Genomic DNA, 13,700 nt, shown 5'->3' with positions numbered 1-13,700 from the left:
CCATCACCGGATAGAAGAACAGCGCGGCAAGAAACCACAACAGCGCGGCGGACCAAAGCGTCTGGCTCAGGAAATGGGCGCCCTGCAGAATGCGCACCCCCGAAAAGCCGGCGCCCGCGGCCACGCCCACGGCCAGCCCCCACCAGCGCCAGGCCGGTCGACCGAGGGCCCAGCCCACGAAGTACAGGGTCAGCATCGAATAGCCCGCACCCGCGTGACCGCTGGGCAAGGCGCCCCCGGCGCGCGCTCGCGCCCAGGTCCACCAATGCAGCGGATACGGTGTGTAGCCGCCCAACGTCTGCAAGTCGTAGGGCCGCGGAAGCGTTGTGTAGTGCTTGAGCTGATTGGCGACCAATTGACCCACGAGGCAGGTCGCCGCCAGGGCCATGGCCGGTCCGCGCCATGCGCGCCAGGCCGGGATGCGGAAACTGGCTGCCGCCACGCCCACGGCCGCCAGCGCCACGCCGATCGGCAAGGCCAGCACCATGCGATGCCCCAACAGGTCCAGCCAACGGTTCACATGCAACGGAAAGTCGTCCAGGACAGGATCGAACAGCGCCCGGGCAATGCGCAGGTCCAGGCCCGAGGCATTGGCCCACCAGGCCAGGCAGGCCAGCGCCAGCGTCACGCCGATCAGCTGGCTGCAGAGATACCAGACAGGCGACGGCGCACGCGCCGCAGGCAGCAAAGGGGACGGCATGGGTCGATAGACGAGGGACGCATCGGACAAGCGAAGAGCTTAGTTCGCCGAGAGTCGAAATTTCGTCAAATTCGGCCCTGTTCCGCCGGCGCAACGCCGCCAGCCGCCGCGCCCGTCGGGGCCGCGAGGCCCGCATCGAAACGGAGCGAAAAGCGGGTTCCCCGGGTCTCCGGTTCGCGCGACGATTCGACGGTCAGCAACCAGCCTTGCATGTCGCAGACGCGCTTGGCGATCGCCAGCCCCAGGCCACGGGCGGTCTCGTCGCGGTCGCCGGCATTGGAATCCCGCATCCGTCCGCTGTAGTAGCGGCGGAACAGGAACGGCAAATCGTCGGCGGCGATTCCCTTGCCGTCGTCGCTCAGTTCCAGGGTGTCCGGCGCGCTGAAACGGGTTGTCAGCGTCGCTGGGGCGGCGTGCTCCACCGCATTGCGCACCAGGTTGCGCAGCACGGTCAGCAGCGCATAACGGTCCAGCGTCAGGACATGGCCGGGCGCGATCTGGTTGTCCCAGCGCAATTGGGCTTGTCCGGCCTGCGCCTCGTAGCCGCGCCACGCGTCTTCCATGCACTCGGCCACGTCCACCGGCGCGGGGGGCAGCAGCTGGTCACGCGCCATCGCCCGGGCGCTTTCCAGGCATACGATTACATCATCCACGTTATCCACCACGCGGGTCAGGCGCTGGCGCTGGTCTGGCGTCAACGCCTGGGTAAGCAGCATCAATTCACTGTCTGAGCGGATGGCAGCCAGCGGCGTGCGAACCTCGTGGCTCAGGTTGCCCGCAAACTCGCGTTCGCGGGCGATCGATCGGTCGACCTGGTTTTGCACGCGGTTGAAGGCTTCGATCAGCCGGCCCGCCTCGTCGTCGCGCGTCACCGCCATGTCGGGCGATCCCGGCGCCCAGGTGGACAGACGGTCGGTCAGGTCCAGCAGCGGCCCCACCGCCACTGCCGCCACCCGGCGCGACAACGCATAGGCACCGATCACACAGATGGCGCCGACGCCCAGCACGATCAAGCCGAAGTCGTGCACCCGTTCTTCGTTATCGGTGGCGTCGTACAACAGATAAACCTTGCCCCGTCCGGTGTCGGCCACCATCACGTGCCAGGTATAGGCCCCGGGTTCGATCAGGTGCAGCCCGCTCTCCAACCCCAGGACTTCATCGGGAATACCGGCGGGGCGTTGACCGTCGACGCTCATCCATGCCCGCATGGAACCGCCCAGCTCGCGCGCGCCCTGGCGCGGCATGAACTCGTCGCTGGCGCGGGCATGTTGGACCAATCGGTCCATTTCCGTATTCAGGATGTCGTTGACCAGATCGTCTTCCATCTGGTCGAAAGTCAGATAGGCCAGCAAGGCCAGCGCCGTGACGAACAACGCGACCGTGCCCGTCAGCGCCCACACCACCCGCTGGGTCAATGTGCCGCCGGCCGCGCGTGTCATGGCGCGTCCCCGGGTAGCACCAGCCTCCAGCCGGTGCCGTGCAGGGTCTCGATGCCGTCGAAGCCGGCATCGGCCAACGCGCGCCGCAGCAGGTGGACCTGGCTGCGCAGCGCATCGGAAGACGGCGGCTCGTTGCCCCACAGCACGGATTCCAGTTCTTCGCGCGCCACCACCCGGCCGGGATCGCGCATCAGGGCCTCCATGATGAGGCCGGCCTTTCGCGTCAGGTGCACGGGCGTGCCATTGACCGATACGCCACGGCTGCGCGTGTCGTACTGTAGCGGGCCAAACTGGCGCACGGAATCCACCGTGTCGCCTTTCGCGCGCTGGATCAGGGCCAGCAGGCGGGCCTCGACTTCCAGCAGGGCAAAGGGTTTGGTGAGGTAATCGTCCGCGCCGTGCGAAAACCCCGTCAACTTGTCTTCGAGGCTGTCGCGCGCGGTCAGCATCAGCACCGGCGCCGACATCCGCATGTCGTTGCGCAGGATGTGCAGCACCGCGTTGCCGTCCATGCCGGGCAGCCCGATGTCCAGGATGACGGCGTCGAAACGCTGCGCTTTTGCGCGCTCCAGCGCGGCATGGCCGGTGTAGGCCACGTCCGGCAGGAAACCGCGCGCTTCCAGGAAGGTGTAGAGATTGCCGGCGATGATGGGATCGTCTTCGACGATCAGGATCCGGTTGTTCGCACCTGCCGCGGGGCTGGCAGCCATAAGTTGAAGTTCCTTGTTGGAATCGGGATCGGTGCGCGTTGGCGGACTCAGGCTTGCAGTACCTTGCCGGGGTTCATCAGCCCCTGCGGGTCCAGCGCGCGCTTGATCCGCCGCATCAGCGCCAGTTCAACGGGGCTCTTGTAGCGCGGCAGTTCATCGCGCTTGAGCTGCCCGACGCCGTGCTCGGCGCTGATGGAACCGCTGTGCGCGTGCACGCTGTCATGCACCACGCCGTAGATTTCGCTTTGCAGCGCCAGCAGTTCGCTTTCGGTCTGGCCGGCCGCGTTGGCCACGTTGTAGTGCAGGTTGCCGTCGCCCAGATGGCCGAAGATCACGTGCCGCACGCCCGGAAAACGCGCTTGGAGCAAGGCATTGGTCTTGTGCACGAACCCGGCGATGGACGAAATGGGGATGGATACGTCGTGCTTGACCGATTTGCCCAGCTCGGCCTCGGCCAGCGGGATGCTCTCGCGCAAGTGCCACAGCGCTTTGCTCTGCGCCACATTGGCGGCAATGGCGGCATCGCCGATCAGGCCTGCATCGATGGCATCGCCCAGCACGGCCTCGAAGCGTTCGCGCGCATGCGCCTCGCTTTCGCTGTCGGACAGTTCCAGCAGCGCGAACCAGGGCGATTCGGCCGAATCCCCTTCGAAGGGCAGGCGCTGCTGCGGGAACAGGCGCACCACGGCCTGGAGGCAGGCGCCGCTCATGAGTTCAAAGCCGGTCAGCGCGGCGCCAAACCCTGAACGTGCGCGTGACAGCAGGTCCACCGCGTGGTCGACCGTGTCCACCGTCAATAGCGCCGTGCAAGACGCCACGGGCCGGGGAAACAGCTTCAGCGTGGCGGCGGTGATGATGCCCAGCGTGCCTTCGCTGCCGATGTAGAGATCGCGCAAGTCGTAGCCGGTGTTGTCCTTGCGCAAGCCGCGCAGGCCGTCCCAGACTTCGCCTTCCGCGGTCACCACTTCCAGCCCTAGCGTCAGGTCGCGCGTGTTGCCGTAGCGCAGCACCTGCGTGCCGCCGGCGTTGGTGGCCAGGTTGCCGCCGATCGTGCAGCTGCCCTCGGCCGCGAGGCTCAGCGGAAACAGGCGGTCGGCCCCCGCGGCGGCTTCTTGAACGGCCTGCAAGATGCAGCCTGCCTCTACCGTGATGGTGTCGTTCGCGGTATCCAGATTGCGCACGGCGGTCAGGCGGGCCGTGGACAGCACCACGGCGCGGCCGGATTCGTCCGGCGTGGCGCCACCGCACAAACCGGTATTGCCGCCTTGCGGCACCACCGGCACGCCATGGTGCAGGCACAGTTTCACGGCGTCGGCGACCTCTTGCGTCGAACCCGGCCGAATAACCGCCAAGGCGGTGCCACGGTAGCGCCTGCGCCAATCCTGCACGTAGGGTTCGGCGTCAGCGCCGGTCAACACATGGGAGAACCCCAGCAGGGACTGTAGATCGCTCAGCAAAGTCATAGGCGCCGCACAAGAAAGGCCTGGTGTCGCCCAGGCGCAGGTCAAGGGATATGCGGACTATTGTAGGGGCGGAATCGCCCGCCCCGCAGGGTAGGCAAAGCCCGACGTCTAACCGACGGCCTGGTCCAGCCGTGTGCCGGTCAGCCCGGAGCAGTAGGCCCGGGACGCGATGCGGTTCATCAGGAACGCCCGGTCGACGCCCGCGGGTCCCGGCATTTCGGACAGCGCGCGATAGGCGCGGCGCAGGGCCTCGCCGCGCGTCGCGCCGCACACCAAGAGGCGCGTGCAGGGCAGGCGGCGGTCGACGCAGCCGTCGATGCGCATTTCCAGTGCGTGGGCGGCATCGGGATCATGGCCGGCAACGGGCGAGCCGGCGGCATTCGGCTGCGCCTGCGCGCCCGACACCCGGAAGACCCCGCTGCGATCGTCCAGCGAAAAGGCCACCGTGCCCATCCCCTGCCATCCGCGGTCGCGGGCGACATCGGCGGCAATCACTCGCAACGCGGCCTCGACGGAAGCCGGCAGATGCGGCGCCGGGCATTCGGCGATCAGCACCCGGGCGTCGCGCCAGACGCAGCGCTCCCAGGCGCGGCCGGTGGCCAGTTCGCCGGTTTCCGATACGAATACATGGATATCAAGCCGGCGTTCACGACCGGCGGCCGGCCCGGCATAGTCCGTGGGGGGGCCGCGCCTGCTGGTGGCTCCCCTTGACGACATGACAGTAGAAACTTTGGCACCCATGGCCCCTCCCGGTCTTTCTGCTTGCATAGCAAGCGTATCACCTTCGGATGACGAGCAATTTCCATGCCATGCGCCGCCCTCTGGCAAAGGCCCTTTCGGCCGCCTCGGCATCCGCACCGGATCAATGCGTTCCGCCCCCACATGCACCAAACCAGGGCGCGCGCCAACCCTTAAGATGCCCTACTCCGCCCGCGGGATGAGGCGCTACCCGCCAATGGAGGATAATTCCACCTTGACCCTCTTGCCAGCCGGGTTTCGATGCGCGGGTTTTCACCATGTCGCCCCGTCGAATTCCCCGCTGTAACACCGTTATCAAGGAATCGTCGTGGGTAATAACAAGTCGCACTTTCCTGCTTCGGTCTTCAAGGCCTATGACATCCGTGGCACCGTCCCGGACCTGATCGACGCCACGTTCGCCCGCGCTTTGGGCGGGGCGCTGGCCGCCCGCGCCCGGGCTGAAGGCGTGCAGACGCTGGTGGTGGGCCGCGACGGCCGCCTCAGCAGCGAGATGCTGTCGACGGCGCTGCAAGAGGGCATGCTGGAGGGCGGCGTGGACACCGTCGACATCGGGATGGTGCCGACCCCCCTGGTCTATTTCGCCACGCACATCATGCAGTGCGGCTCGGGCGTGGCCATCACGGGCAGCCACAACCCTCCCAAGTACAACGGCTTCAAGATGATGATGGGCGGACGCGCGCTATACGGCGACGACGTGCAGGCCCTGAGCGCCGCGATGAACGGCGGCGCTGCCGCCCCGGCGGCCCAGGCCGGCGTTCGCCGCCAACTGGACCTGGTCGCGGCCTACATCGCGCGCGTGGCGTCCGGCGTCAAACTGGCGCGCCCCATGAAGATTGCGATCGACTGCGGCAACGGTGTCGCAGGGGCGGTTGCGCCGCAGTTGTTCCGCGCACTGGGCTGCGAGGTGACCGAACTGTTCTGCGAAGTCGACGGCACCTTCCCCAACCACCATCCCGACCCCGCCGAACCCAAGAACCTGCAAGACCTGATCAAGTGCGTGGCGGAAACCGACTGCGAACTGGGACTGGCTTTCGACGGCGACGGCGACCGTCTGGGCGTGGTCACGAAATCCGGCCAGATCATCTGGCCCGACCGCCAATTGGTGCTTTTCGCCCGCGACGTGCTGGAACGCAATCCCGGCGCCACCATCATCTATGACGTGAAGTGCAGCCGCCACGTGGGCCTGTCGGTCGACGCCGCCGGCGGCGAGCCGCTGATGTGGAAGACGGGCCATTCACTGGTCAAGGCGAAGCTGGCTGAAACCGGCGCCCCGCTGGCAGGCGAAATGAGCGGCCACATCTTCTTCAAAGAGCGCTGGTACGGCTTCGACGACGGCCTGTACACCGGCGCCCGCCTGCTTGAAATCGTGTCGCGCTTCGCCGATGCGTGCGCACCGCTGGAAGCCTTGCCGCAAGACGTGTCCACGCCCGAGCTGAAGCTGGAAATGGAAGAAGGCCAGCCCTTCGCCCTGGTCCAGGCATTGCAGGACCAAGGCCAATTCCCCGACGCCCGCCGTGTGCTCACCATCGACGGCGTCCGTGCGGAATACGCGGACGGCTTCGGCCTGGCGCGGCCGTCGAACACCACGCCGGTGGTCGTGCTGCGTTTCGAAGCGGAAACGACCGAGGCGCTACAACGCATCCAAGCCGATTTCCGCCGCGAACTGGGCAAGCTCGCGCCGGAAGCCAAACTGCCTTTCTGAACCGTCCATGTCTCTTCCCAACAGCCCGGCCTGGCAACAATTCACCGCGGCGGCGAACTCCGCCTCGCGACGCGGCGAGCAATTGCGGCTGATCAACGCTCCGGGGCTGCGCCTGGACCTGAGCGCGCAGGCCCACTCCCCCGCCTTGCAGGAAGCATCGGCGGCATTGCTGGCGCAGCAGGGCTTTGACGCCGCCCGCGCCACGCTGTTCGACGGCGGCAACGCCAACTGGACGGAAGACCGCGCCGCCTGGCACACCGCCCTGCGCGCGCCGCAGCCGCCCGCCGCGGTGGCCGGCGCCGTGCTGGCCGAACGCGAACGCCTGCGCGAATTCGTGCGCGAGGCCGACGCGGCGGACCGATACGGCTACGTGCTGCATCTGGGCATCGGCGGCAGCGACTGGGGACCCCGCCTGGTAACGCGCGCCCTGCGCCATGGCGGCGCGAAACGGGAAGTGCGCTTTGCCTCGAACGTCGACTCGCACTCCGTCGCCGACGCCATGAGCCGGCTGGACCCGCACGACACGCTGGTCATCGTCGCATCAAAATCCTTCACGACCACCGAACCGCTGGCCAACGCCGAAGTCGCCATGAACTGGTTGCGGGAAGCCGGCGTGGCCGATCCCATCAAGCAGGTCGTGGCGATCACGTCCAACGTCGAAGCCGCGTTGAACCTGGGGATCTTGCCCGACCACATTTTCCAGATCTGGGACTGGGTTGGCGGCCGCTATTCGCTGTGGTCGGCGATCGGCCTGCCGATCGCGCTGGCGCTGGGCAACGACGCGTTCGATCAGCTGCTGGCAGGCGCCGCAGCCATGGACGAGCACTTCCGCACCGCCCCGATCGCGGAAAACGCCCCGGTGCAGCTGGCGCTGGCCGGCGTGGTCAATCGCAGCGTGCTGGGCTATGACTCGCTGGTCATCGCGCCCTATGACTCGCGGCTGTACCACATCGTGCCGTGGGCGCAGCAACTGGAAATGGAGTCACTGGGCAAAGTCGCCACCGCCGACGGCAGCCCCGCAGGCGTGCCGACGGGGGCTGCGATCTGGGGCATGTCGGGCACGGACTGCCAGCACACGTTCTTCCAATGGCTGCACCAGGACACCATGGGCGCGCCGGTGGATTTCATCTTGTGCGAACAACCCAACCACGACTATGCCCGCCACCATGAACTGCTGATCGCCAATTGCCTGGCGCAGCGTTCCGCGCTGCTGCGCGGCAAATCTTTCGACGAGGCGCTGGCGGAAACCTCCGCCACCGAACGCGATCCGGCCCGCGCGCGCCTGCTGGCGCAACATCGGGTCCACCCGGGCGGACGCCCTTCTTCGCTGATCGTGCTGCCCAGACTGGAAGCCTATACGCTGGGCGCGCTGCTGGCGCTGTACGAACACAAGGTCTTCGTGCAGGGCGTAATCTGGGGCATCAACCCGTTCGACCAATGGGGCGTGGAATTCGGCAAGGTGCTGGCCAAGAACATCATGCGCGAGCTGGACTCGCCGCAGACCAGCCAGCAGGACCCGTCCACCCGCTTCTGGATCGACGCGATCTCGCGCCGCCACTAGCCGGCCGGCGCGGCCGCAAGCCGTCAGGCGCTTAGCGTGTCGTAAAGCGCCACATGAATACGGGCAACCTGGTCGATATTGAACTCGCGTTCGGCCAGCGCCCGGCCTGCCTTGCCCATCGCCTGCCGCAACGTCGCGTCTTCGGCCAGGCGGGCGATGGCGTCGGCCAAGGCCTGTGCATCCCGCACCGGCACCAGCAAACCCGTTTCACCGGGTTCGATCGCATCCCGGCAGCCGGGCACGTCGGTCGTCACGACGGCGCGTGCGCAAGCGGCGGCCTCGATCAACGACTTGGGCAGGCCTTCGCGGTACGACGGCAGCACGGCGATATGGGACGCCGCATACAGCTCGGGCACATCCGAACGCTCGCCCAGCGCCTGGACCGCCCCATCGCGTTGCCAGGCTTCGACCTCATCCTGCGTCGCCGACGCGGGGTTGCCCGCATCCACGCCGCCGACCAATTGCATCGTCACCGGCACGCCCCGCTGGCGCAGCATGCCTGCGGCCTGCACGAACTCCTGCACGCCCTTGTCACGCAACAAGCGGGCCACCATCGTGACCACGACCGGCGGCGCCGCCGGCTCGGGCAATGCGCGATAGGCGTCCAGGTCGACGCCAGCGCCGCGGATCATGACCACCTGCCCGTCTCGCACCGCGCCCAGTGACTTGAGCAGATCGCGGTCATTGGCGTTCTGGAAGATCACGCGGCTGTTGGGGTGGCCCAACGCAATTCGGTACAGCCTGGCCACCACCGAGCGCACCAGCCGCATCTTCAGCGTGTCGGACAGGAACACGAAGCCCAGCCCCGAAATCGCAGCCACCATGCCCGGCACGCGAGCCAGGCGCGCGGCAATGCCGCCGTAGAGCACGGGTTTGATGGTGACCAGGTGCACCACGTCCGGACGCACGCGCCGGAACAAGCGGACCAGGGCCAGCAATGTGCCCAATTCCTGCAAGGGGTGCTTGCCGCTGCGCGTCATCGGGATCGCGTGGTGCGTCATGCCCAGCGCCTCGATGTCGGCCACGGCAGGCCCGTCCATCGTGGCCACATGCACGTCGTAGCCCGCGCGCTGCGCGGCTTGCGCCACCGGCACGCGATGCGACATGAAGAATGCCGGGTTGTTGACGACGAACATCAGGCGACGGCCTGCGGTCATGCCTGGACTCCAGAAATACGGCGCCATACGGCGAGGTAACGTTGCACCATCCGGGCAAGGTCGAAATTTTCAAGCACGCGGGCACGCCCGGCTTCGCCGGCCCGCCCGCTGCCCCGCGCGGCCACGTCGCAGAGGGCGGTCTCGATGCCGCGCGCCAGCGCTTCGGCCTGTTCGGGCGGCACCACGACACCGGTGTCGCCGACGATAAAGGCGGCGTCGCCCACGTCGGTCACCACGCAGTAGACGCCGCAGGCCATCGCCTCGGCGACCACATTGGGAAAGCCTTCCGCGCAGCTGGACAACACATGCAAGTCCAGCCCGTTCATCACCGCGGGCACGTCGTCGCTGGGACCAGCCAGGATCAGCCGTTCGCGTAGCGAAAGCTTGTCGATCAGCGCCGCCAGCTCGGTGTTGTCCGCCGTCATGCCGCGCCCGACCAGCACGCAGCGCAAGCCCCCGTCGCGGCCGTCGCGCACCAGCGCGGCCACGGCACGCAGCAGGTTGGCGTGATCCTTGAGCGGATCCCAACGGGCCACGCAACCGATCACGGGCGCGTCTTCGGACAGGCCCCATTGCGCCCGCATGCGTGCGCGGGCCTGCGCGTCAGGCGCATAGCGCGACAGGTCATAGCCGTTCGAGATCACCACCATGCGGTCGCGCCGGTAGCCCTTTTCGGCGTGGCGCTCGGCGGCGTTCTGCGCGGCGCAGATGATCGCGCGAGGCACGCTGCCCGACAGCAGCGCGCACGCCCGCAGCACCAGGCGTGCCGAGCGGCTGCTGCGTTCCAGGTGCGCGCCCGAATTGCGGATGCCCCAGGCGACGGCGCGCACGCCCGCCAGCCGGGCAGCCAGGCCGCCGATCAGATCGGCGTGGTACATCCAGGTCTGAACAGCATCGGGGCGGCTGTTTGCAATCAAACGGCGCAAGGCCAGGAAACCGCCCAGGCTCACGCGGCCGCGCTTCATGCCCAGCGCATGCACGGCCACGCCGGCCGCGCGCAGGCGCTCTCCATAGATGCCTTCATCGGTCAATGACACGACGATATGCTCCACGCCGGATTCGGGGTATGTCGCCAGGCGCAACAGCACGGATTCCGCACCGCCCTGCCCCAAGCCGGTAATGACGTGCAGGACGCGCATTGCCGGGGTGCTCATCGCCCCTCCTGCACCGCTTCGAACAGTTCATCCCATTCAGATAGCACGCTGGCCAGCGCATAGCGGTGGCGCACCGCCGTTGCGCCGCGTTCGCCCAGTTGCCGGCGCAAATTCAGATCGCCCATGATGCGTTGCAACGCGTCGCGCAAGGCGCCGCGGTCGCCCGCCGGCACCAGCAGGGCGTCTTGCCCGTCGCGCGTCATCTCGCGCGGACCGCTGGGGCAGTCGAACGCCACGCTGGGCAGGCCCAGCGACATGGCTTCGAGGAGAACATTGGGAAAGCCCTCGACCAGCGAACTCAGCACGAAGGCCTGGCCCCGGGCCAGTTCTTCCCAGGGCGCTTCCGTGCGGCCGGGCAGACTGATCCGAGATTGCAGGCCCAGTCGTGCGATCTGCGCTTCAAGCGCGGCGCGCTCGGGGCCTTCGCCCCAGATGCGCAGGTTCCAGTCGGGATTCAACGGCGCCAATTGCGCGAAGACGTCGATCAGCAGGTCGAATTGCTTGTCCGTCACGAGGCGGCCCATCGCCAGCAGGTCGCGCGGGCCGTCCCCGTCGCGCTGCATCACGCGCGGGGCGTTCAGCAACGGGGCGGGCAACGGATTGGGAATGACGGCCAGACGCTTGATGCCGGGCACCTGGCGCGAAAACGGACCCGCGGTGTCTTCCGCCTGCACCGTCACCATGTCGGCGCGCGGATACAACAGGCGGCGCAGCCTGCGCCACACCGTTCCTGTCGTGGTCTCGGCGACCGGGTTGGTGCGCTCGCAGACGATCAGCGGCACGCCCAGGCCGCGCGTCGCGAGGATGGCGGCCACATTGACGTTGGTCAGGAACGACACCGCCACGTCGGGCTGGGTGTCGCGGATATGTTTGCGCAGCGCCAGCAGGCGCTTGAATGCGGCCATCGCACCCGAAACGCGCGTGCCCGCAAGGTCCGCCAGCCAGGCCAATTCGACCTTGTCCGACAATGGATAAAAGCAGGTGCCCTTGGACGAGTAGGTAGGCGTCAACGTGACGGAATCGCCGCGTTCGGCCCATGCATTGACCAGCGTGGCCGCGACCCGTTCGGCGCCGCCCGCATGCATGGAACTGACCAGCATCAATATTCTCATTCGTCAGAGACTCCCAATCGATCCCCCTTGATCCGATCCTGTCCGATAACGGTCCAACCAGGCCTGCATCATCAAGACGCCCCACAAATGGCTATCCCAGTTGCGATGGCCCGACGTATGTTCACGCCACTTGCGCAGGATGGGTTCGGGTTCGAACCAGCCTTCCTGGCGCAGGCGCGTGGGGTCCAGCAGGGCATCCGCCCATTCCCGCAAGGGGCCGCGCAGCCAAGCCGCCAGCGGCACGGCGAAGCCGCGCTTGGGGCGGTCCACCAGCGCTTGCGGCACGTGGCGATGCAACACCTGGCGCAGCAACCACTTGCCCGTGTTGCCGCGCACCTTGTACTGGTGCGGCAGGCCCCACGCGAATTCATAGACCCGGTGGTCGATCAGCGGCACGCGCGTTTCCAGGCTGACCGCCATGGCCGCGCGGTCCACCTTGACCAGGATGTCGTCGGGCAGATAGGTCACTGTGTCCAGCTTCATCATGGACTCGAACGTGGAACCCTGCATGGCCCGCGCAAATTCCGAGACCGGTTCCACGCCGCCCTTGACCACCTTGGACGGCTCGGCCCAGTACGACACGAAGTGGCGATAGAAATCGCCGCGCGAGTCCGTGCGCAGCAATTCACCCAGCTTGCCGACCTTGCCGCGCCACGCGCCGCGCCCCGGCAGATGCGTGGAGGCCGAGAGCAGCGCGCCCGCGGGCTTACGCAGCAGCGCGGGCACGCGCTCGCACTGTTGCCACCAGTTGTTTACGCGGAAATAGCGCGAATAGCCGCCGAAGAGCTCATCGCCACCGTCGCCCGACAGCGCCACGGTCACGTGCTGGCGCGCCATTTTCGTGACCAGCGAGGTCGGGATTTGCGACGAATCGGCAAACGGTTCGTCGTACATGTCCGCCAACGAAGGCACCACGGCCAATGCGTCCGCCGCGGTCACATAGAGCTCGGTGTGGTCGGTGCCCAGGTGCGTGGCCACGGCCTTCGCGTGCTGCGCCTCGTCGTAGCCCTTTTCGTGGAAACCGATCGCGAAGGTGCGCACCGGTTTGGCGCTTTGCGCCTGCATCAGGGCCACGATGGTGGACGAATCGATGCCGCCCGACAAAAAGGCACCCAGGCTGACGTCGGCCAGCATCTGGCCGCCAACCGCCTTGGACAGCACGCCTTCCAGCGCTTCGGTGGCTTGCGCGTCCGACTCGAATTTCAACAATGATCTGGCGGCAGTGTCGGCCGCGTCGCGCGCCGACCAGTACACGCGCGGTTCCGGCATGCGGCGGCTGCGAGCGTCGTCGGCCGTGAATTCGACCCAGGTTCCCGGCGGCAGCTTGGCGATGCCTTCATAGATGGATTGGGGCGCCGGAATGTAGTTGTGCCGCATGAACGACGCCAACGCATTGCGGTTCAGGTCGCGGCCAAATCCGGGGATGGGCATCAGCCCCTTCAATTCCGAAGCGAACACCAGCTCGGCGCCCGAATAGCCGTAGTACAGGGGCTTTTCGCCCATGCGGTCGCGCGCCAGCACCAGCTTGCGCGACGCACGGTCCCACAGCGCGATCGCGAACATGCCGACCGCGGCCTGCAAGGTCGCCTCGATGCCCAGCGCGGTGAAGCCCGCCAACAGGGTTTCGGTATCCGAGTGTCCGCGCCAGGACGGCGCCAGCGCGGATTGCTCCAGCTGCTTGCGAATGTCCAGGTGGTTGTAGATCTCGCCGTTGAAGACCATCACATAGCGTCCGCATGCGGACGCCATGGGCTGGTGGCCCGCTTCGGTCAGGTCCAGGATCGCCAGGCGGACGTGCGCCAGGGCCAATTCGGCGCCGGCGTCTTCCCAGAAACCGTTGCTGTCCGGCCCGCGGTGGCGGATGCGGCGGCAGCTTTCCGCCAGCACGCGCTCCTTGTTTCCGAGGGGGCCCCAAATTCCGACTATTCCACACATGATGTAGT

At 67.2% G+C, this 13,700-nt stretch carries 11 protein-coding genes; 2 read left to right on the top strand and 9 right to left on the bottom strand.

Annotation, left to right across the window (positions count from 1 at the left end; genetic code table 11):
- The 5 genes from ACE039_RS27610 to ACE039_RS27590 form a co-directional block, all read right to left on the bottom strand.
- Window positions 1–700 (bottom strand): phosphatase PAP2 family protein (locus ACE039_RS27610; protein ID WP_485823902.1); only part of this gene is annotated, 700 nt, incomplete at its 3' end.
- A 65-nt stretch (window positions 701–765) separates the two neighbouring features.
- On the bottom strand, window positions 766–2,139 hold the full coding sequence (locus ACE039_RS27605; RefSeq protein ID WP_485823901.1) for a sensor histidine kinase: 1,374 nt from the start codon (window positions 2,137–2,139) through the stop codon (window positions 766–768).
- Complete coding sequence (locus tag ACE039_RS27600; RefSeq protein ID WP_105556942.1) at window positions 2,136–2,849, bottom strand: response regulator transcription factor; 714 nt, start codon at window positions 2,847–2,849, stop codon at window positions 2,136–2,138. The genes ACE039_RS27605 and ACE039_RS27600 overlap by 4 nt, the downstream gene beginning before the upstream one ends.
- Before the next feature lie 47 nt (window positions 2,850–2,896).
- A complete protein-coding gene (locus ACE039_RS27595) occupies window positions 2,897–4,312 on the bottom strand; it encodes an FAD-binding oxidoreductase (RefSeq protein ID WP_485823900.1) in 1,416 nt (471 codons plus the stop codon).
- 108 nt (window positions 4,313–4,420) lie between these two features.
- Window positions 4,421–5,053, bottom strand: a complete 633-nt coding sequence (locus tag ACE039_RS27590; protein WP_105556944.1) for a BPTD_3102 family carboxylase-like protein — start codon at window positions 5,051–5,053, stop codon at window positions 4,421–4,423.
- Between the two features lie 325 nt (window positions 5,054–5,378).
- On the opposite strand from ACE039_RS27590, the gene ACE039_RS27585 reads away from it, so the two are divergent.
- Entirely contained in the window at window positions 5,379–6,773 is a 1,395-nt protein-coding gene (locus ACE039_RS27585) for a phosphomannomutase/phosphoglucomutase (protein WP_485823899.1), read from the top strand.
- Between the two features lie 7 nt (window positions 6,774–6,780).
- On the top strand, window positions 6,781–8,334 hold the full coding sequence (gene pgi / locus ACE039_RS27580; RefSeq protein ID WP_485823898.1) for a glucose-6-phosphate isomerase: 1,554 nt from the start codon (window positions 6,781–6,783) through the stop codon (window positions 8,332–8,334).
- Window positions 8,335–8,357: 23 nt separating this feature from the next.
- Here the strand turns inward: pgi and ACE039_RS27575 are convergent, their stop codons facing one another.
- Genes ACE039_RS27575 through asnB form a run of 4 tightly spaced genes read right to left on the bottom strand, consistent with a single transcriptional unit; the run spans window position 8,358 to window position 13,692 of the window.
- Window positions 8,358–9,491 carry a glycosyltransferase family 4 protein gene (locus tag ACE039_RS27575; protein WP_313460894.1) on the bottom strand — a complete coding sequence of 378 codons (1,134 nt, stop codon included), beginning with the start codon at window positions 9,489–9,491 and terminating at the stop codon, window positions 8,358–8,360.
- A complete protein-coding gene (locus ACE039_RS27570; protein ID WP_332009035.1) occupies window positions 9,488–10,645 on the bottom strand; it encodes a glycosyltransferase family 4 protein in 1,158 nt (385 codons plus the stop codon). Before ACE039_RS27570 ends, ACE039_RS27575 begins: the two co-directional genes overlap by 4 nt.
- The gene (locus ACE039_RS27565) at window positions 10,642–11,757 is read right to left on the bottom strand and encodes a glycosyltransferase family 4 protein (protein ID WP_485823897.1); all 1,116 of its coding nucleotides are present in this window, start codon (window positions 11,755–11,757) and stop codon (window positions 10,642–10,644) included. The genes ACE039_RS27570 and ACE039_RS27565 overlap by 4 nt, the downstream gene beginning before the upstream one ends.
- A 3-nt stretch (window positions 11,758–11,760) precedes the next feature.
- A complete protein-coding gene (gene asnB, locus ACE039_RS27560; RefSeq protein ID WP_105556950.1) occupies window positions 11,761–13,692 on the bottom strand; it encodes an asparagine synthase (glutamine-hydrolyzing) in 1,932 nt (643 codons plus the stop codon).
- Between the last annotated feature and the right edge of the window lie 8 nt (window positions 13,693–13,700).

The sequence above is a fragment of the Achromobacter maghribensis genome (genome assembly GCF_057334215.1).
Note: the sequence above shows the minus strand (reverse complement) of the source record. Positions and strands in the feature narration are given on the sequence as shown.

Excerpts from the sequence above, each read along its gene's own strand:
- ACE039_RS27605 (WP_485823901.1), bottom strand. The coding sequence starts at position 2,139 with ATGACACGCGCGGCCGGCGGCACATTGACCCAGCGGGTGGTGTGGGCG.
- ACE039_RS27590 (WP_105556944.1), bottom strand. The coding sequence starts at position 5,053 with ATGGGTGCCAAAGTTTCTACTGTCATGTCGTCAAGGGGAGCCACCAGC.
- ACE039_RS27595 (WP_485823900.1), bottom strand. The coding sequence starts at position 4,312 with ATGACTTTGCTGAGCGATCTACAGTCCCTGCTGGGGTTCTCCCATGTG.
- ACE039_RS27600 (WP_105556942.1), bottom strand. The coding sequence starts at position 2,849 with ATGGCTGCCAGCCCCGCGGCAGGTGCGAACAACCGGATCCTGATCGTC.
- ACE039_RS27570 (WP_332009035.1), bottom strand. The coding sequence starts at position 10,645 with ATGAGCACCCCGGCAATGCGCGTCCTGCACGTCATTACCGGCTTGGGG.
- pgi (WP_485823898.1), top strand. The coding sequence starts at position 6,781 with ATGTCTCTTCCCAACAGCCCGGCCTGGCAACAATTCACCGCGGCGGCG.
- ACE039_RS27565 (WP_485823897.1), bottom strand. The coding sequence starts at position 11,757 with ATGAGAATATTGATGCTGGTCAGTTCCATGCATGCGGGCGGCGCCGAA.
- ACE039_RS27575 (WP_313460894.1), bottom strand. The coding sequence starts at position 9,491 with ATGACCGCAGGCCGTCGCCTGATGTTCGTCGTCAACAACCCGGCATTC.
- asnB (WP_105556950.1), bottom strand. The coding sequence starts at position 13,692 with ATGTGTGGAATAGTCGGAATTTGGGGCCCCCTCGGAAACAAGGAGCGC.